We start from the raw sequence: 16,285 nt of genomic DNA, 5'->3' as shown, positions 1-16,285 counted from the left end.
CCGGGAACGCCACGTTGAATTGGCCGTTGGGCGGGGTTTTGCGTTTATGAACCGAGCTCTGCCTGCAGCGGGTACGTACCGGCGTCGAGAATCACTTGGATGCACGCCCCGGTGGCGGGGTTCAGCAGGATGGGTGCCATGAGGTTCACCGTGGTTTTCTCCGCCGAGGGGTTCACCACCACCAATGTGGTCCCCTCCGCGGGGGCCAGCCCCACGGCCTCCAACGCGAAACGCGGAATGGCCGGGGCGTAGTCCGGCACGTACACCGAAGCGTCGGCGACGAACATCCGTACCTGCGGATTCGTGGCCTCCAAGGCGAACAATCCTTCGGCACCCGGAACACCACGCAGGGTAAAACCTTCTGCGGCCTCGAGTCCGGGCAGGGGGGCCGCGAAAGCCAAGGCCGTGCTCATCGCAGGAAATCCATCAATGTGGGCTGCAATACCTTGGCGGTCACCGCGAGGGCCACTTGGTAGTTGGTCTCCTGCACCTTCAAATCCATGACAGCCTTTCCCAAATCCAAGTCTTCCACCCGCGACCTCTGCGTTTCCAGCGTAGCTTTCATCCCTTCCAATGAGTCCTGGGCCTGGCTCAGGCGTGTTTGCCGCATGCCCACATCGGCGCGGCCATCAATGACTGACTGGATCCCCGCGCCAATGGCCGCAAGCCGTCCGTTGGGGTTGACCCCGGCGCGGATGTCAGCCACAACGTCGCCCACCATGGCGAAAACCGAGCCGGCGCCGCTGCCGAAGATCGCACCGCCGTCGGAATCCACGCGCACGGTTCGCGACGCATCCACGCGACGCTCCACCGAGGCTCCGGCTCCACCGTTGAACACCGGGGGAGTGGCGTTGGTGAACGCGCCGTCCGTATCCGAGCTGCCGGCGAAGACGTTGCGGCCCAGGTACTGCGTATTGGCCTGCGTCAGGAGGTCCTTGCCGAGGCCTTCGATTTCGACGGCGATGGCCTCCTTCGCGGAATCGTTCAGCGTGCCGTTGGCCACCTGGACCACGAGGTCCCGCACCCGGTTCAGGATGTTGGTGGACTGGCCCAACGCCGTATCTGCCGCTGCGAGCCAGCCGTTTCCGTCGCTGATGTTGCTGCCGTATTGGTTGGCCGCGTTGAGCTGGCCCCGGAGTGCGATGGCCTGTGCGGCACCGGCGGGATCGTCCGAGGGGCGGTTGATGTTCTTGAGGGTCAGTGCCCGGTCCTGCAGCTCGGCCAGCCGGGTTTGCGCCGATTGCAGGCTGCGCTGCGACGAGGCCGCCATCATGTGGGTGGTAACGCGGTTGATCATGGCTTACCTTCCCACCAGTCCGGTGCGGTTGATCAGGACGTCCAAGGCCTCGTCGATCGCGGTCATCACACGGGCCGCGGCCTGGTAGGCGTGCTGCCCGGCGAGGAGGTTGATGTTTTCCTCGTCCAGGCTGACTCCGGCACCTGAGTTTCGCTGCCCGACGGCGGCAACTCCCGCTGCGTCTGCCAGTTGCGAATGCTGTTGTGCCGAGCGGGAGGCCATGCCGATCCCGGACACCACTCCGCTCCAGAAAACGTCGGGTGAGGTGGAGGAGGAACCTATTTGGGAAAGGGAATCGGCGATGCTTCCGTCCAAGGCACCCGCGCCCGCAGCTCCCGTGGCGATCCCGGCCGCGCTGCCCGGGACCACCCTGAGTGACAGGGCGGCGGGGACACCGGGGGTGGTAGCGAAGAAGTCCAGGTTGCCGGCACCTGTGGTGGACTGCCCCGTGCGGTGGATGGCGTTGACGTCGTTCATGAGCTGTGTCGCGAAGGCGTCGTAGGACGCTGCTGCCTGGGCAAGGGCGCCGCCGGTGCCGCTCCCGTTGGCCGGCGCCAGGAGGGACACCGCTCCGGCGAGTTCACCGCCGTCGAGGTTTACCGCGGTGCCGGGCCGGTCCGCCCATTCCAGCTGCACCGGCGTCGTGCTTGCGAGGGCCGTGGGGCCGGCTAGGGCCAGTTGGCGTGCCGACGTCCCGGAGACCAGCGCGTTGCCCCCGATGAAGACGTCCGCCGTGCCGTCGGCATTCTCTCGGACCGTGCCGCCAGCCATGGCAGCGATGGACTCCGTCAGTTGGTTCCGGGCGTCGATGAGCTCGTTCGCGGACCCGCCGGCAGCAACCGTGGAGCGGATCCGTCCGTTGAGGTCCGCAACTCGCCCGGCGGCAGCGTTGAGCTCGTTGACGTTAGTTGTGGCTTCACCCCGGACCCGGCTCCACTGGGCGTCCAGGGCTTTATAGGCGGCAGACACCGTTTCCGTCAGGGTGGCCGCTGATTCGAGCAGGACCGACGTCGGAGCGGACTCGCCCGGGTGGTTCGCCACTCCCTGCCACGCCGCCCAAAAGGTTTGCAACGCCGTCGAGAGTCCATGAGGGCCGGGTTCCTGCAACGAGTCCTCGAGCCTCTGCAATTCCGTGGACCGGATGGTTGCGTAACCGGACGCGGCGGCGGTGTTGCGGACGCCAGCGTCGAGGAAGCTGCTGCCCAGCCGTGCGATCCCATCAACGGAGACACCCTGTCCGGCCTGCCCGATGCCGGCGTTGAGCCCCACGGGGAGGGGTGCACCGATGGCGGACTGTTCAATCCGTTGGCGGGTGTAGCCGGCAGTGGAGGCGTTGGCGATGTTCTGTCCGGCCAGGTTGATGGCTTGCTGCGCTGCGGTGAGGCCACGGTAGGCCGTGTTGAGTCCGCCGAAGGTGCTCATGTGTTTCCCCTCAGAACTTCCGGTCCACCAAGTGGGCGGAGGACGAATCGCCGGTGCGTCCGTGGGCGTCGTAGGTACCGGCCGCGGGTTTCAAGTCAGCCAGGGTCTCCTGGGTGGACCGGACCGCTGCACGGAGGAACTGTTCGTTGGCGTCGCGGAGTTCCTTGATGGTTGCTGTTTGCTGCCGCATGGCCGTCAAGTGGGACGTCAGGACGTCGGCCCACGCAGGCTCCGGTGCGGAGGCCGCCAGTTCGGCGAGCGAGGAATCCGGGGAGATGCCCCATTGCTCGGCAACGGCGGCGATCTCGACAGCCCTGGCAAGTCCGGCCTTGGAGACACGCTCCAGGACCTGTTCCACTTCCCGGGTGCCGTGCGGCAACCAACGGGACTTGCCGGCCGTCAGCAGCAGTTGCTCTTCTTCGAGCTTGAACGTCAGGAGATCCAGGAGCTCGCGTTCGCGCCACAGCAGGGCTGACAGTTCATGGATGGCCACTGAGGTCAACTCCAGTTCTGGGTTGGGGATGTCCCCATTTGCTATCGGCCGGGCGTGCCCAAGCGTTAGGTACGCCCGGGGTCAAAAGCTGTCCGAAGTTTTTGCTAACCGCTCGGGTGGACGCCGCCGATAGTGCGGTATGACGGCCCACGGATGGGCTGCCACACAGTAAGTCCAGATCACGGAGGAAAAATCATGGGCATGCAGATCAACAACAACCTGATGGCAAACAACGCGTACCGCAGCTTGAATGCCACGCAGGACACCCTTGCCAAGTCGATGGAGAAGCTCTCCAGCGGCCTGCGCATCAACCGTGCCGCTGACGACGCGGCCGGTCTTGCCATCTCGGAGGGCCTCAAGTCCCAGGTGAGCGGCTCGTCGGTTGCCGCCCGTAACGCCCAGGACGGCATCAGCATCATCCAGACCACGGAAGGTGCCCTCACCGAAGTCCACTCCGTTCTGCAGCGCATGCGCGACCTCGCAGTCCAGGGTGCCTCGGACTCCAACAACGCCGACGCACGTACGGCCATCAAGACCGAAGCCGACTCGCTGGGCAAGGAACTGGACCGCATCACCCAGTCCACCAACTTCAACGGCATCGACCTCCTCAAGGGTGGCGCGGCGCTGAACATCCAGGTGGGCACTGCCGGTTCGGCCAACGATGTCATTGCAGTCAAACTTGGCGACGTAGCAACGGCGGCCGGCACCCTGTCCAGCGCAACCGGTGCCACGGGCTTCGACGTCACCACCAACGCCAACGCCCAGACCACCATCACGGCGATCGACGCGGCCATCAAGGCAGTCTCCACCCAGCGTTCGGACCTTGGCGCAAGCCAGAACCGACTGGACCACGCCATCAAGTCGCTGAACGTTGCCGGCGAAAACCTGCAGGCTGCCCAGTCCCGCATCGCGGACACGGATATGGCTGCGGAAATGGTCAAGTACACCAAGGCCAACATCCTGTCGCAGGCAGGCACGGCCATGCTGGCACAGGCCAACCAGTCCGGCCAGGGCGTTCTTTCGCTGCTGCGCTAAACCGCTCCTGCGCTGAGCCGTACGAGCCTGATGCGGCGACCGGCCGGGCCCCCATCCCGGCCGGACGCCGCCCGGTGCGGCTCTTGAACAAACCTGGAAGGAGAACCTGTGACAACCGCCATCGACGGACTCGCCAGTGGCCTGAACACCACGGCGATCATCAACTCCCTGATGTCCGTCGAAGCCTTGCCGCAGACCCAGCTCAAGACCAAGCTGGCCTCCAACCAGACTGTCATTTCCACCCTGCAGTCCCTCAACTCCAAGCTCACCGCGCTGAAAAATCTTTCCGTTGCAGGTTCCGCCACCGGTGCGCTGAACCTGTTCACTGCCACCAGCAGCTCCCCTTCCGTCACGGCAAAGACCACGACGGCGGCCACCGCGGGATCGATCGACCTGACCGTGACGCAGTTGGCCCAGACGCAGGTAAACGTCACCGCGGCCATGGCCTCCTGGCCCACCGACGGTGGTGCGCCGGCACACCTGACGATCGTTGATTCCACGGGTAAGACGACCGAGATTGCTCCTTCGAGCACTTCCTTGGATGACGTGGTTTCGGCCATCAACTCAGCGTCCGGTGGCGCTCATGCGGTGAAGGTTCCGGCAGGCACGTACCGCCTGCAACTCACGGCATCCGCGTCCGGGGCAGCCGGAGCCTTTACCGCCTACCAAGGCACAGCCGCCCAAGTGGCGGGCGGCACCGCGGTGGACCTCATGGCGGACCCGACCGCCGCCGTCGTACGCACCGCCCAGGACGCCAAAGCGACCCTGTACGCGGGCACCGCCGCCGAGCAGGTCCTGACCTCGGGGACCAACACATTTACGGATGTGCTGCCGGGCGTGTCCGTGACGGCCACTGCAGTGAGCACCGGGCCGGTGACCGTGACCGTTGCCAGCGACGTTCCCGGCATCACCAAGAAGGCAGAAGACCTGGTGAAGTCCGTCAACGACGTCCTCAGCTTCGTGTCCATGTACAGCGCGGTCTCCAAGACCACGGACTCCAGCGGAGCCACCGTCCCCAAAGCCGGGATCCTGACCGGCAACACCAGTGTTCGCGCCGTCAATGACCAGGTGGTGGCAGCACTGTCCCGACCCATCGACGGGAAGTCGCCGGCCGAGTACGGCATCAACATCACCAAGGACGGCAATTTCACGTTCGATTCGGAGAAGTTTGCCGCAGCGTTGTCGGCCGATCCGGCCGCGACCCAAGCGGCGGTGCAGGCTTTGGCGGGGCGGGTAGCCGACGCAGCCAAGGCCGCATCAGATCCGTACAACGGCTCCATTTCCAGCCTCATCAAGGGCCGCGAATCCGAAGTCCGGGACCTGGGCACCAGAATCGCCGACTGGGACCAGCGCCTCGCAACGCGCCGGGCCACCCTCCAGTCCGTCTACACCAACATGGAGGTGCTGCTCGGCGGCCTCCAATCGCAGTCCGCTTGGTTGTCCGGGCAAATTTCCAGCCTCCCGAAGCAGTCCACAGGAGAATAGCCATGACCTACAGTGCCCTTCGCGCCCAGCAGCTCTCGCGCTACAACGACGACGCCGTCCTCTCCGCGCCGCCGGCCCGACTGCTCACCATGCTGTACGACCGCCTCCTGCTGGATGTGAAGCGCGCCCGCCTTGCCCAGGAAAACAGCAATTGGGACTCGGCCCGCGAAAATCTGCTGCACGCCCAGGCAATTGTCGCCGAGTTGCAGGCGACGCTCCGGGTGGACCTCTGGGACGGAGCCGCTTCGCTTGCCAGCATCTACGAGTACGCCATGCAGGCCCTCATTGGCGCCAACATCTACCGCGACGTGGAGCGGACCAAGGAGTGCATCGAGCTCCTGGAACCGCTGCGGCAGGGGTGGCACGAGGCGGCGGCGCAGTTGCCCGTGGAAGCGCCTGTTGTTTCCGGCACTGGTGCTGCTTCGGGGCGGGCGCTCGGTGTCGCTTGACGCTTGGTCCGCCGTCCTGGACCGGTTGGAGGCGGACATCGCCCTAGCTGTTTCCGGTGGGTTCCCGCCGTCGTGGGAGCCGCCGCGTGATGCCGGGCCGCTGCCCGTTGCCTTGGAGGCACGGGCGCGGCAGGTCCTCGATGCCCAGGCCGACGCCATGGACCTCCTGGCCCGCTTGAAGCACGACGCCGGCTCGCAACTCGGGGCGCTCGCTGCGGTCCCGTCCGGGCCGGGTTCCTCGCGGCCGCTGCTCCTTGACGTGCGCGGCTAACCCTTCCCCGCGCGTCCCCAGTTGGGCCGGCGCGTCAGGCCAGGAACTCCCGGGCGGCCGTGACCAAGGCGTCCGTGCCAATGCCCAGAGTCGGCTGGATCACCGGGGCGAAGTATGGGGAGTGGTTGGACGGCACATCCTCCGGGAGCCGTCCCTTCTCTGCGAAATCCTTGGCGTAATGCGGTTCGATCCCGCCCAGGAACCAGAACACCAGCGGCGCGCCGGCCGCCGTCGCCAGCATCCCGACGTCCTCGCTACCGGAAACCGGGCCTGGATCGATCACTTGATGGGCGCCGAAAGTGGTCCTGAAGGCGGCGTCCACCCGCTGCGCCGCTGAATCGTCGTTGACGGTCAGGGGAAAGCGCTCCTCGTAGTGGAAGTCAGGTTCCTGGGTGGCGCCCGAGGCAGTGGCCTCGCTCCGCACAACCCGCTCGACGGCGGCCAGCACCTTCTCGCGTGTTGGCTCGCTGAAGGACCGGATACTGAGGCCGAGGGTGGCCGTTTCGGGGATGATGTTGTTTTTGGTTCCGGCGTGGAGTTGGCCGACTGTCACCACCGCCGAATCGCCCGGGGCGATTTCGCGGGAAACCACGCCTTGGAGCCGGACGGTTGCTGCGGCAGCCATGAGGACGGGGTCAACTGTGGTTTCGGGACGGGAGCCGTGACCGCCCCGGCCATGCAGGGTGACGTTGAGCGAATCCGCCGAAGCCATGGCAACGCCGGAACGGAGCCCGAACCAGCCTGCCGGGAAGGGCGCCACGTGCTGGCCGAGCACCACATCCGGCTTGGGGATGCGATCGTACAGGCCGTCCTTGACCATGGCATTCGCTCCGCCGCCCCACTCCTCGGCGGGCTGGAATACGGCGATGAGCGTGCCCTGCCATTCCTGCTTCTGGTTGACGAGTTTCTCCACCGCGCCCAGGAGGCAGGTTACGTGGACATCGTGACCACACGCGTGCATCACGGGCACTTCCCGGCCCTCATGGTCTTCACCGGTGACTGTGCTGGCGTAGTCCAGGCCGGTGGCTTCCTTGACGGGGAGGGCGTCCATGTCGGCGCGAAGCATCACAATGGGACCTTCGCCGTTGTCGAGTACACCCACCACGCCCGTCTTGCCGATGTTGCGGTGCACAGCGAGGCCCAGCTCTTCGAGGTGCCCCGCCACGATGCCTGCCGTCCGGACTTCCTGAAAGGACAGCTCCGGATTCGAATGCAGGTCTTTGTACAGCTCTTCTAGGTCAATGCCCACGGACTTACCCCTTACCGTTCGACGCCTGGGAATGGGGCCAGTGTATCGAGTGGGGCTGATGGGCGCCTGGGTCCCGCAACTGGAAGTACGACGGCGGTACTCGCCTTGGTGCCGACGGCGTGGTCGGACGGTGCCTGGCACGCTGGTTCCACCCGTCCGGTGCAGACTTGGGTGCATGGCTGCTTCTGAAGAGATCACCACCCAGGAATCCACTGTGGAGGAATGGACCGAGGCCCTGGCCCAGTCCAGTGGCTCACCCGGTGGCGGGGCCGGGACGGGAGTGATGCTCGCCATCGCGGCTTCCCTGACCTCCATGGTGGCGGGGTATTCGGAGGATGCAGGGAAGGAACTTCTGGATCGGGCACGCACTTTGCGGGAGACCGCTCTTCGCTTGGCTGACGAAGACGCGGTTGCTTCCAAGGCCTTCGGTGCTGCCTTTCGCCTGGACCCTGGACCGGAACGTGAAGAGGCTGTTCGGCGGGCATCGGTTGAGGCAGCCAAGGCTTCGGCCGTGCTGGGGGATCACGCAGTGGACGCGATCGAGGACCTGGCGTGGTTGGCAACGAAGGGGAATCCCGCGTTGATTGCGGACGTCGTTGTGGCTTTCGGGGCCCTGCGTGCTGCGATTGCCGGTGCACGGACCAACGTCAGTTTTGATCTCGCTGCCCTCGCGAAGGACGGGACGCCGTTGGAGGACGTCCGGTCGCAGCACCCTCAACTGTGGGAAACAGTCGGCCGCCTGAGCGACGCCATGGACCACATCGATGAGCTCACAGCAGCCGTGGACACCAAGGCGGCCCCAACAGACACGTTGTGAGGCCCGCTGTGCGGGGATGTCGAGCGGGCCTCGCAACAGAAGCCAGTACGGCGTTTACAAAATTTGTTGGCGATTCACCTAACGCCCTTTTGAACGGTGCCGATAGCTGTTGCTGAGCAGGGATCGCTCGATGCTTGGCCACGGATTGGCCTTTGAACACCACCAGGTGAGGACTTTGTGCTTGAATCCGTGACCTCCGTCGCCTTGGCCAGCGCCATGGACGCGCTTTCGTTGCGCCAACGGACCATCGCCAACAACATCGCGAACGTCAACACGCCCAATTACACGGCCAAGCGCGTCTCCTTCGAGGACCAGTTGGCTGCATCGGTCCGCTCCGGAGATGGCACCGTCAACGCCTCGATCTCACCTTCGGACGAACCAACCCGCACGGACGGTAACAACGTCAACCTGGACACCGAGACGCTTTCCAACATCGATACCGTGCTGCGGTACCAGTTCGCCGCGAGGGCAGTTGCCGGGGAATTCACGTCCCTTCGCACGGCCTTGAGGACCAACTGATGACCTTCGACGCAATCGGAATCGCCGGCTCCGCACTCACCGTCCACCGCAAGTGGCTCGATGCCGTTTCGGACAACCTCGCCAACATGAACAACGCTTCGCGGACGGACGGCCAAGTGTTCCGTGCCCGCTACATCGAGGCCGCCGAGGGCAACGACGGCCAAGGCGTGTACGTCAAGAGCACGCCGCTGGGCGATGCGACCGGCAGGATCGTCTACCAGCCGGACCACCCCCTGGCCGACGCCAACGGGAATGTGAAGTACCCGGACATCGATCTGGCCGAACAGATGGGCACACTGATCGTCGCCCAGCGCGGCTACCAAGCCAACGCGCAAGTAGTGGACCGCGCCCGTGAAACGTACCTGGCAGCACTTGAGATAGGAAAATCCTGATGGCCCTGGGTCCTGTTGAGAGCGTCCAAGGCGTCAGCGGAACCGGGTATCTGGGCAGTGCCAAGCCAACCAGCACCAGCGGTGACTTTGGCACGGCCCTGACTGGCGCCGTCGACGATTTGCAGTCCTTGCAGTCGGCCTCCAAGGAACTGGCCGTGTCCGCAGTGACGGGCAACCTCGATGACATCCACAAGGCAACGCTTGCTGCCACTCGCGCCCAAGTGACGTTCGAGCTGGTCGCAGCGGTGCGCAACAAGGGTGTTGACGCGTTCAACGAGATCATGAGGATGCAGGCCTGATGCCACCGGCGATTTCCCAGTTCTTCCGCAAGCTCGGCAGCGGGATGCAGGCGTTCAGCCCTGCCCAGCGCACCCTCGCCATCCTGGGTGTTGCAGTGTTGGTCCTGGGCGGCGTGGCATTGACCGCCTGGCTGGGGAAGCCCGCATACTCACCGCTGTTTTCGGGGTTGAAGGACACGGACGCCAACAGCATCGTGGAGCAGCTCCGCAAGGACAACATTCCCTACGAACTGAGCAACGGCGGATCCACCATCCTGGTCCCCGAAGACAAGGTGTACGACGAACGCCTGAAGGCCGCTGCGGCCGGGCTGCCCACGGCCGCGGCCACGGGTTACTCCTTGCTGGACAAACTGGGTGTCACGTCCTCGGAGTTCCAGCAATCCGTAACTTACAAGCGCGCACTTGAAGGGGAACTCAGCACCACCATCCAGGCCATGGACGGCGTGAAGTCCGCGGCCGTGCAGCTCGCCATTCCGGAGAAGTCGGTGTTCGTCTCCACCACGCCGGAAGCCACGGCCTCGGTGTTCGTGCAGACCCAGCCGGGCACCACGTTGTCCTCGGACAAGGTCCAGGCCATTGTGCACTTGACCTCCGCGGCCATCGAGAACCTGAAACCCACCAACGTCTCGGTAGTCGATTCGCAGGGCAACGTGCTCTCCACGGTTGGTGCCGGGGCCACGGGGTCTTCGTCCAAGCAGGCAACGGACTACCAGCAACGCACCTCGGATGCCGTCCGGTCCGTCCTGGACAGCGTGGTGGGTCCGGGGAACGCCACCGTGGCCGTGGCCGCGGATGTCACCGCGGAATCCGCCCAGCAGCGCAGCGAAACCTTCACTCCCGCCACCAACACCCCGGCACTGAGCGAGTCCACCAAGACCGAGAAGTACACGGGCACCGGCGGCGGCGCATCGGGTGTGCTTGGCCCGGACAACATTGCTGTTCCCGGCGGCACGGCGGCCAATGGTTCCTACGATTCCAGCGACACCACCAAGAACAACGCGGTCAACAAAGTCACCGAAGACCGGACCATCCCGCAGGGGGCCGTCAAGCGCCAGACCATCTCGGTTGCCATCAACCAGTCCGCCGCCGGGGGAGTGAACGTTGACTCCGTCCGCGCGTTGGTGACTGCCGCTGCGGGCATCGACACTGCCCGCGGCGATGTGGTCACGGTGGAGGTCCTGCCGTTCAGCACAGCCGCGGCGGACAAGGCGGCACAGGCACTCGGCACTGCCCAGGCGGATGCCGAGGCTGCCAAGGACGCGGCGCTCATGAACACCCTCATCATGGCCGGAAGCATCCTCCTCGCGGCGATCGCGCTGATCGTAACGGTGCTGATCATCCTCAAGCGCCGCCAGCAACGCGAACCAGTGGACCTCGGCGAACGCATGGACTACGAGGCACTGCCCGAAGCCATCCCCACGCCTGCAATTGCCGGGCCGCCCACCACGGCCATCGAGCTCACCTCCATCCAGCCCGTAGCCCCGCTGGAACCCACTCCGGCCCTGCCTGTGCCCGGCTCCGAAGCACTCGACGGCGAGCTCAAGCGGGCCCAGATCGAGGCCATGGTGGCAGACAACCCGGCCCGCACCGCGGAGTACTTGCGGGGACTCATGGACGAAAGGCAGTCGGTGTGAGCCTCCCGGAAGCCTCAGCCCTGAACGGGGTGCAGAAGGTGGCGGTGGTGCTCATGCAGATGAGCCCAACGAGTGCTGCAGCGGTCATGGCCCAGTTCTCCGAGTCCGAGGCGGAGGACATCGCCGCAGAGATCGTCCGTCTCCGCCGCGTCTCCTCCGTGGTGGCGGACCACGTCATCAACGAGTTCCACGGACTGGCCGTCAGTGGCCGCCGCACTGCCCGCGGCGGCCAGGAATTCGCCGTCGGACTTCTTGAAGCGTCCTTCGGCGCGGACAAAGCCGCAGGCTTCATGGACCGCCTCGCTTCAACCATGGCCGGGAAGTCCTTCGAGTTCCTGGAAATGATGGACCCCGGGCAGATCCTGGCGTTGATTGACGGGGAACTGCCGCAAACCATCGCACTGATCCTGGCGCACCTGCGTCCCGGGAAGGCATCCGCCGTCATGTCCGGATTGGGCGATTCACAGCGCATCGACGTCGCCCGCTGCATCGCGACCATGGGCTCGGCCTCCCCGGAAGCCGTGGGAATCGTGGCGGAAACGCTCAAGATCCGCGCGGGTGCCGTGATGTCGCAACGGAAAACCAACGAGATTGTCGGCGGCATCCAGCCGCTGGTGGACATCATCAACCGCTCGGACGTCAACACCGAACGCTCCGTGCTGGACGGACTGGGCACCGTGGACCCGGACCTGGCCACCGAAGTACGGGCACGGATGCTGACGTTCGTGGACATCGTGAAACTGGAACCGCGGGACATCCAGCAGATCCTGCGCGGAGTCAGCGCCGACGTGCTGGCCGTTGCCATGAAAGGCGCCCCGCCAGTGGTACTGGACACGGTCCGCGCCAACATGTCCGGCCGCAACCTGGAGATCCTCGAATCGGAGATGGCTTCATCCGGTCCAGTCCGCGCCTCCCAGGTAGAGGAAGCACGGGCGGACATTGTCAGGTCCATCCGCGAGCTCGAGGCCGAGGGTGCCATTGTGGTCCGGCGCGGGGACGAGGACGACTTTGTCTACTGAGCCCTACACCCGCGTCACGTTCCCGGAACTCCGCACGGAGCAACCTTCCGCGGACCGGGGATTCACCCAGGGCCACGCTGCCGGCTACGCGGCCGGGATGCAGGCCGCGGCAGCAGAACAGCGCCGCCTGCGGGAACAGTTGCTCGCTGAGCACGCGGACATGCTCGACGCCGGGCGCTCGGCTGTTGCGCGTGCCGTCACCGTCCTGGAGGCGGCGGCTTCGGCCGCGCAACGCCGCCAGGAGGTTGCCGTGGGTCAGATTGAGGATGCGCTGGCAGCCGGTGCGTTGGAACTTGCCGAGGCGATTCTCGGCTACGAGCTTGCCCACGGAGAACGGACTGCCCGGGCTGCACTCGATCGCGCGCTCGGACATGGCAACGGAACCGTGACTGCCGTTCGCCTGCACCCCGGTGACATGGCCGCCTTGGAAGCCGCCGGCGTCGTGCCTCCGAGCGGTGTTGAACTCAAGGCCGATCCCACACTCAACCCGGGCGACGCCGTCGGCGACTATCCGCACGGGTGGATCGACGCGCGGCTGGGATCCGCGCTGGACCGGGCGCGGCAGGCGCTGCTGGGCGGCGTGGCGTGAGGGGCCTCGCGGCCGCCGTTGCCGCAGCGGCGCCGCAACGCGTGGGAACAGTGACATCCGTGCTGGGGCTCGGGCTGGAAATCGCCGGCTTGGAATGCGCGGTCGGTGAGCTGGTCACCGTGGGCGCGGGAGCTGACACGATCGACGCCGAGGTTGTGGCCTCCGTTCCCGGGGGAGTGCGGTGCATGCCCCTGGGCCGGCTGACGGGCATCGCCGCCGGAGCTCCGGCGCGGGCTGCCGGGAATTCGGTGTTGGTTCCTACCGGTGCCGGCTTGTTCGGGCGCGTGCTGGATGCGCTCGGCAGGCCGATTGACGGGAAAGGACCCTTGCTCTGCGCCGGCAAGGTGCCGTTGGACCAGGAAGCGCCGAATGCCATGCGCCGGGCCCGCATCGACACCCCGCTCCAAACCGGAGTCCGTGTGCTGGACACCCTCTGTACCCTGGGGCGCGGGCAACGCCTTGGATTGTTCGCCGGATCGGGCGTGGGCAAGTCCTCGCTGCTGTCCATGGTGGCGCGGGGTACTGACGCCGAGGTCTCCGTGATTGCCTTGGTAGGGGAACGCGGCCGTGAAGTGCGCGAGTTCCTCGAAGACGACCTCGGCGCCGAAGGCCTGGCGCGTTCCGTGGTGGTGGTCGCTACCTCCGACGAACCCGCGCTCATGCGGCTCCGGGCAGCAGTCACGGCAACCCGGATCGCAGAGTCGTTCCGCGAATCGGGGCAGGACGTGGTGCTGATGATGGACTCCTTGACGCGCGTCGCCATGGCCCAACGCGAAATCGGCCTCTCCGCAGGCGAGCCGCCCGCGACACGCGGGTACCCGCCGTCGACCTTTTCCGTGCTGGCGAGGCTCCTGGAACGTGCCGGGACCGCGGAAACCGGCTCCATCACCGGCATCTACACAGTCCTGGTGGACGGGGACGACCACAACGAACCCATCGCCGATGCCGCGCGTTCCATCCTGGACGGCCACGTGGTCCTCGACCGGAAGCTCGCCGTCACCGGGCATTTCCCCTCGGTGGATGTGCTGGGCTCGGTGTCCCGTGTGGCGTCGAAAGTTGTTGCACCCGAGCATGCCGCGCTCGCCGTTGCGTTGCGGAGGGTCCTCGCGGCCCGACGCGGAGCGCAGGACCTGATCGACGTCGGGGCGTACCGGCACGGCAGCAACCCGCTGGTGGATGCTGCCCTGGACAACGAGGCCGCCATCAACCAGTTCCTGCGCCAAGGGATGGGCATGCCTTCCTCATTTGGCGAATCCTGGGCGGCTTTGTCCAGGCTGTCTTCCCTTTTCGGCGTGGAAGGATCCGCATGAACCGACAATTCTCCCTGGCCGGGCTGCTCAGGCTGCGGCAGGCCGAGCAGAAGGCTGCCGAATCCGGCCTGGCCACGGCGAACTCGCGGTCATCCTCTGTGCGTGAACGGCGGGCCGAAGCCCGTGCAGCCCTGGCGGATTCGTCGGGTTCCGTTGGTTCGCTGGGGGATTCTGCCTCCTTGCTGGCCATTGCCGCCGCGCGTGCCGCCTCGCAGAGCATGCTTGCCGAACTCGATGCCCTGGCTGCTGTTGCGGACGCCGAGGCCGCGGCTGCCCGGGACGAGTACACCGAGGCCAAGCGCAGGGCCGTTGGACTGGAAAAACTCGAAACCCGCCACGACGCCGCCTTCCTCGCCGCCGAACTCCACGCCGAACAAGGCGCCCTGGACGAGATTGCCTCCGCCGCGTGGCACCGGAAGGCCGGCTCGTGAGCATGGTTGAGGCGCTGGGCCGGATCCAGAGCATTGAGGCGTCCCTGCAGCAGTTGTCCGAGCGTTCGGCTGCTGCCGCTTCGGGTGCCGCCGCTGCATCTTCCGCCTCATCCGCCTCTTTTGCCTCGGCGCTCAGTTCGGCGACGGGGACCTCCGACGTTTCCGCCCTGCTCTCCGCCGCAGGAAGCACGACGGCGGTCACCGCAGGAAGCACGACGGCGGTCGCCCCTTCTGCCGCTACCGGCAGCGCCGCCGGGGGAGTCACGGGTGACGCCGTGGTTGCTGCAGCCAAGAAGTACATCGGTGTGCCCTACGTATGGGGTGGGACCAACCCGGCTACGGGAATGGACTGCTCCGGCTTTGTGCAGCGGGTGTTCAAGGACCTGGGGGTTGAGTTGCCCCGCGTGGTGAGCGACCAGATGCAGAAAGGCACGCCGGTGGCCTCCCTCGCCGAGGCCAAGCCCGGGGACCTGCTGGTGAGCTACGGTGGCAACCACATCTCCATCTACTTGGGGAACGGCAAGGCCATCGATGCGCCCGTACCCGGACAGACCATCCAGATCCGCGATGCCTGGGAGAAGTACTCCAACCTGACCTCCATCCGCCGGATCGTCCCGGCTGGAGGTTCGTGATGCAGGTGCTCGGCTGGTCCCCGAAGGGTCCCCTGGCGGGCCTTTTGGGTGGCACGGATGCTTCCAGCGTTGCGGACGGGTCCTTCGATGCCGTGCTGGGCGGGATGCTGGAGACCCCTGCCACGGGCGGAGGAGTTGGGACCTTCGGTGGTGCGGGCTCCGGTGGTGCGGGCTCCGGGGGTTCAGGCGCGGTGCCCTCCGAGGCTGCGTCGTCCGAGGCGGCATCCTTAGCTGCTGCGTCCGGTGCTACGTCCGGCCGATTCGTGGGCTTGCTGCAGGGTGTGCCGGGCGCACGGCATGATGGGCAGCGCGGCATCGAATCGGAGCTATCCGGTGCTGGGAAGTCTGACCACTTAGACGACTCCCTGTCTGGCCGATTCGTGGGTTCGCTGCGGAATGTGCCGGGCGCGCGGCATGATCGGCAGCGGGGCATCGAAATGGCCGACGGTGTTGCGTCGTCCACCGTCCGTTTAGACGACTCCCTGTCCATTCGACGACTCCTGCCGTCTTCTACGCAGGTACCCGTCGAAACGGTCTCGGCTTCGAGCCTCGAGTCCGGCGGCGGTGTGCCTGTTGCCGGCATGACAGGCGTTGGCCGGGGCCAGGGTGGTGCCGGGATTGCGGGTTCGGGCACGGATGCGGCGGAGGGTACGTCCGGCCGATTCGTGGGTTCGCTGCAGGGTGTGCCGGGCGCACGGCATGATCGGCAGCGGGGCATCGAAATGGCCGACGGTGTTGCGTCGTCCACCGTCCGTTTAGACGGGTCGCTGTCCATTCGACGACTCCTGCCGTCTAGTGCACAGGAAGCCGTCGAAACGGGCTCGTCTTCGAGCCTCGTGTCCGGCGGCGGTGTGCCTGTTGCCGGCATGACAGGCGTTGGCCGGGGCCAGGGTGGTGCCGGGATTGCGGGTTCGGGCACGGATGCGGCGGAGGGTACGTCCG

General features: G+C 66.1%; 20 protein-coding genes. 15 read left to right on the top strand and 5 right to left on the bottom strand.

Features of this window, described 5'->3' with window-relative positions:
• Positions 1-44 precede the first annotated feature (44 nt).
• The 4 genes from ACIPV6_RS18770 to ACIPV6_RS18755 are packed head-to-tail and all read right to left on the bottom strand — an operon-like array spanning position 45 to position 3,212.
• The gene (locus ACIPV6_RS18770; RefSeq protein ID WP_400272332.1) at positions 45-413 is read right to left on the bottom strand and encodes a flagellar assembly protein FliW; all 369 of its coding nucleotides are present in this window, start codon (positions 411-413) and stop codon (positions 45-47) included.
• Positions 410-1,297 carry a flagellar hook-associated protein FlgL gene (gene flgL / locus ACIPV6_RS18765; protein WP_400272331.1) on the bottom strand — a complete coding sequence of 296 codons (888 nt, stop codon included), beginning with the start codon at positions 1,295-1,297 and terminating at the stop codon, positions 410-412. Before flgL ends, ACIPV6_RS18770 begins: the two co-directional genes overlap by 4 nt.
• Before the next feature lie 3 nt (positions 1,298-1,300).
• Positions 1,301-2,719, bottom strand: coding sequence for a flagellar hook-associated protein FlgK (flgK, locus tag ACIPV6_RS18760; RefSeq protein WP_400272330.1), 1,419 nt, complete (start codon positions 2,717-2,719; stop codon positions 1,301-1,303).
• 10 nt (positions 2,720-2,729) lie between these two features.
• Positions 2,730-3,212: a flagellar protein FlgN gene (locus ACIPV6_RS18755; protein WP_400272329.1), complete on the bottom strand. Its 483-nt coding sequence runs from the start codon at positions 3,210-3,212 to the stop codon at positions 2,730-2,732.
• A gap of 195 nt (positions 3,213-3,407) precedes the next feature.
• Here ACIPV6_RS18755 and ACIPV6_RS18750 point away from each other — a divergent pair, with 195 nt between their 5' ends.
• From ACIPV6_RS18750 to ACIPV6_RS18735, 4 genes are all read left to right on the top strand, one after another.
• A complete protein-coding gene (locus ACIPV6_RS18750) occupies positions 3,408-4,247 on the top strand; it encodes a flagellin (protein ID WP_400272328.1) in 840 nt (279 codons plus the stop codon).
• A gap of 108 nt (positions 4,248-4,355) precedes the next feature.
• Positions 4,356-5,732, top strand: a complete 1,377-nt coding sequence (gene fliD, locus ACIPV6_RS18745; protein WP_400272327.1) for a flagellar filament capping protein FliD — start codon at positions 4,356-4,358, stop codon at positions 5,730-5,732.
• A 2-nt stretch (positions 5,733-5,734) separates the two neighbouring features.
• Positions 5,735-6,181, top strand: a complete 447-nt coding sequence (fliS, locus tag ACIPV6_RS18740; protein WP_400272326.1) for a flagellar export chaperone FliS — start codon at positions 5,735-5,737, stop codon at positions 6,179-6,181.
• Positions 6,171-6,452, top strand: a complete 282-nt coding sequence (locus tag ACIPV6_RS18735; protein WP_400272325.1) for a hypothetical protein — start codon at positions 6,171-6,173, stop codon at positions 6,450-6,452. The genes fliS and ACIPV6_RS18735 overlap by 11 nt, the downstream gene beginning before the upstream one ends.
• A gap of 34 nt (positions 6,453-6,486) precedes the next feature.
• Here ACIPV6_RS18735 and ACIPV6_RS18730 read toward each other — a convergent pair whose 3' ends face one another.
• A complete protein-coding gene (locus tag ACIPV6_RS18730; RefSeq protein ID WP_400272324.1) occupies positions 6,487-7,701 on the bottom strand; it encodes an amidohydrolase in 1,215 nt (404 codons plus the stop codon).
• A 175-nt stretch (positions 7,702-7,876) separates the two neighbouring features.
• Here ACIPV6_RS18730 and ACIPV6_RS18725 point away from each other — a divergent pair, with 175 nt between their 5' ends.
• The 11 genes from ACIPV6_RS18725 to ACIPV6_RS18675 all read left to right on the top strand — a co-directional run.
• Complete coding sequence (locus ACIPV6_RS18725) at positions 7,877-8,518, top strand: cyclodeaminase/cyclohydrolase family protein (RefSeq protein ID WP_400272323.1); 642 nt, start codon at positions 7,877-7,879, stop codon at positions 8,516-8,518.
• Between the two features lie 177 nt (positions 8,519-8,695).
• Positions 8,696-9,037, top strand: a complete 342-nt coding sequence (locus ACIPV6_RS18720) for a flagellar basal body rod protein FlgB (RefSeq protein WP_400272322.1) — start codon at positions 8,696-8,698, stop codon at positions 9,035-9,037.
• A complete protein-coding gene (locus ACIPV6_RS18715; protein ID WP_397323207.1) occupies positions 9,037-9,429 on the top strand; it encodes a flagellar basal body rod protein FlgC in 393 nt (130 codons plus the stop codon). The genes ACIPV6_RS18720 and ACIPV6_RS18715 overlap by 1 nt, the downstream gene beginning before the upstream one ends.
• Positions 9,429-9,728: a flagellar hook-basal body complex protein FliE gene (gene fliE / locus ACIPV6_RS18710; RefSeq protein WP_400272321.1), complete on the top strand. Its 300-nt coding sequence runs from the start codon at positions 9,429-9,431 to the stop codon at positions 9,726-9,728. Before ACIPV6_RS18715 ends, fliE begins: the two co-directional genes overlap by 1 nt.
• On the top strand, positions 9,728-11,362 hold the full coding sequence (gene fliF, locus ACIPV6_RS18705; protein WP_400272320.1) for a flagellar basal-body MS-ring/collar protein FliF: 1,635 nt from the start codon (positions 9,728-9,730) through the stop codon (positions 11,360-11,362). The genes fliE and fliF overlap by 1 nt, the downstream gene beginning before the upstream one ends.
• Entirely contained in the window at positions 11,359-12,381 is a 1,023-nt protein-coding gene (fliG, locus tag ACIPV6_RS18700; RefSeq protein WP_400272319.1) for a flagellar motor switch protein FliG, read from the top strand. The genes fliF and fliG overlap by 4 nt, the downstream gene beginning before the upstream one ends.
• Positions 12,371-12,970 (top strand): FliH/SctL family protein, encoded by a 600-nt coding sequence (locus tag ACIPV6_RS18695; protein ID WP_400272318.1) that lies wholly within the window; start codon positions 12,371-12,373, stop codon positions 12,968-12,970. Before fliG ends, ACIPV6_RS18695 begins: the two co-directional genes overlap by 11 nt.
• Positions 12,967-14,280, top strand: a complete 1,314-nt coding sequence (locus tag ACIPV6_RS18690; protein WP_400272317.1) for a FliI/YscN family ATPase — start codon at positions 12,967-12,969, stop codon at positions 14,278-14,280. The genes ACIPV6_RS18695 and ACIPV6_RS18690 overlap by 4 nt, the downstream gene beginning before the upstream one ends.
• Positions 14,277-14,711: a flagellar FliJ family protein gene (locus ACIPV6_RS18685; protein ID WP_400272316.1), complete on the top strand. Its 435-nt coding sequence runs from the start codon at positions 14,277-14,279 to the stop codon at positions 14,709-14,711. Before ACIPV6_RS18690 ends, ACIPV6_RS18685 begins: the two co-directional genes overlap by 4 nt.
• Before the next feature lie 2 nt (positions 14,712-14,713).
• Entirely contained in the window at positions 14,714-15,343 is a 630-nt protein-coding gene (locus ACIPV6_RS18680; protein WP_400272403.1) for a C40 family peptidase, read from the top strand.
• On the top strand, positions 15,340-16,285 hold a 946-nt coding region (locus tag ACIPV6_RS18675), incomplete at its 3' end, for a hypothetical protein (protein ID WP_400272315.1). The genes ACIPV6_RS18680 and ACIPV6_RS18675, both read left to right, overlap by 4 nt.

This window comes from Paenarthrobacter sp. NPDC089988, from assembly GCF_044748465.1.
Lineage (GTDB): Bacteria > Actinomycetota > Actinomycetes > Actinomycetales > Micrococcaceae > Arthrobacter.
This window is presented reverse-complemented; position numbering and strand designations above follow the sequence as displayed.

What these genes read in the sequence shown, in the direction of transcription:
- ACIPV6_RS18770 (WP_400272332.1), bottom strand. Translation starts at nt 413, where the DNA reads ATGAGCACGGCCTTGGCTTTCGCGGCCCCCCTGCCCGGACTCGAGGCC.
- flgL (WP_400272331.1), bottom strand. Translation starts at nt 1,297, where the DNA reads ATGATCAACCGCGTTACCACCCACATGATGGCGGCCTCGTCGCAGCGC.
- flgK (WP_400272330.1), bottom strand. Translation starts at nt 2,719, where the DNA reads ATGAGCACCTTCGGCGGACTCAACACGGCCTACCGTGGCCTCACCGCA.
- ACIPV6_RS18750 (WP_400272328.1), top strand. Translation starts at nt 3,408, where the DNA reads ATGGGCATGCAGATCAACAACAACCTGATGGCAAACAACGCGTACCGC.
- fliS (WP_400272326.1), top strand. Translation starts at nt 5,735, where the DNA reads ATGACCTACAGTGCCCTTCGCGCCCAGCAGCTCTCGCGCTACAACGAC.
- ACIPV6_RS18725 (WP_400272323.1), top strand. Translation starts at nt 7,877, where the DNA reads ATGGCTGCTTCTGAAGAGATCACCACCCAGGAATCCACTGTGGAGGAA.
- ACIPV6_RS18715 (WP_397323207.1), top strand. Translation starts at nt 9,037, where the DNA reads ATGACCTTCGACGCAATCGGAATCGCCGGCTCCGCACTCACCGTCCAC.
- fliE (WP_400272321.1), top strand. Translation starts at nt 9,429, where the DNA reads ATGGCCCTGGGTCCTGTTGAGAGCGTCCAAGGCGTCAGCGGAACCGGG.
- fliF (WP_400272320.1), top strand. Translation starts at nt 9,728, where the DNA reads ATGCCACCGGCGATTTCCCAGTTCTTCCGCAAGCTCGGCAGCGGGATG.
- ACIPV6_RS18685 (WP_400272316.1), top strand. Translation starts at nt 14,277, where the DNA reads ATGAACCGACAATTCTCCCTGGCCGGGCTGCTCAGGCTGCGGCAGGCC.
- ACIPV6_RS18680 (WP_400272403.1), top strand. Translation starts at nt 14,714, where the DNA reads ATGGTTGAGGCGCTGGGCCGGATCCAGAGCATTGAGGCGTCCCTGCAG.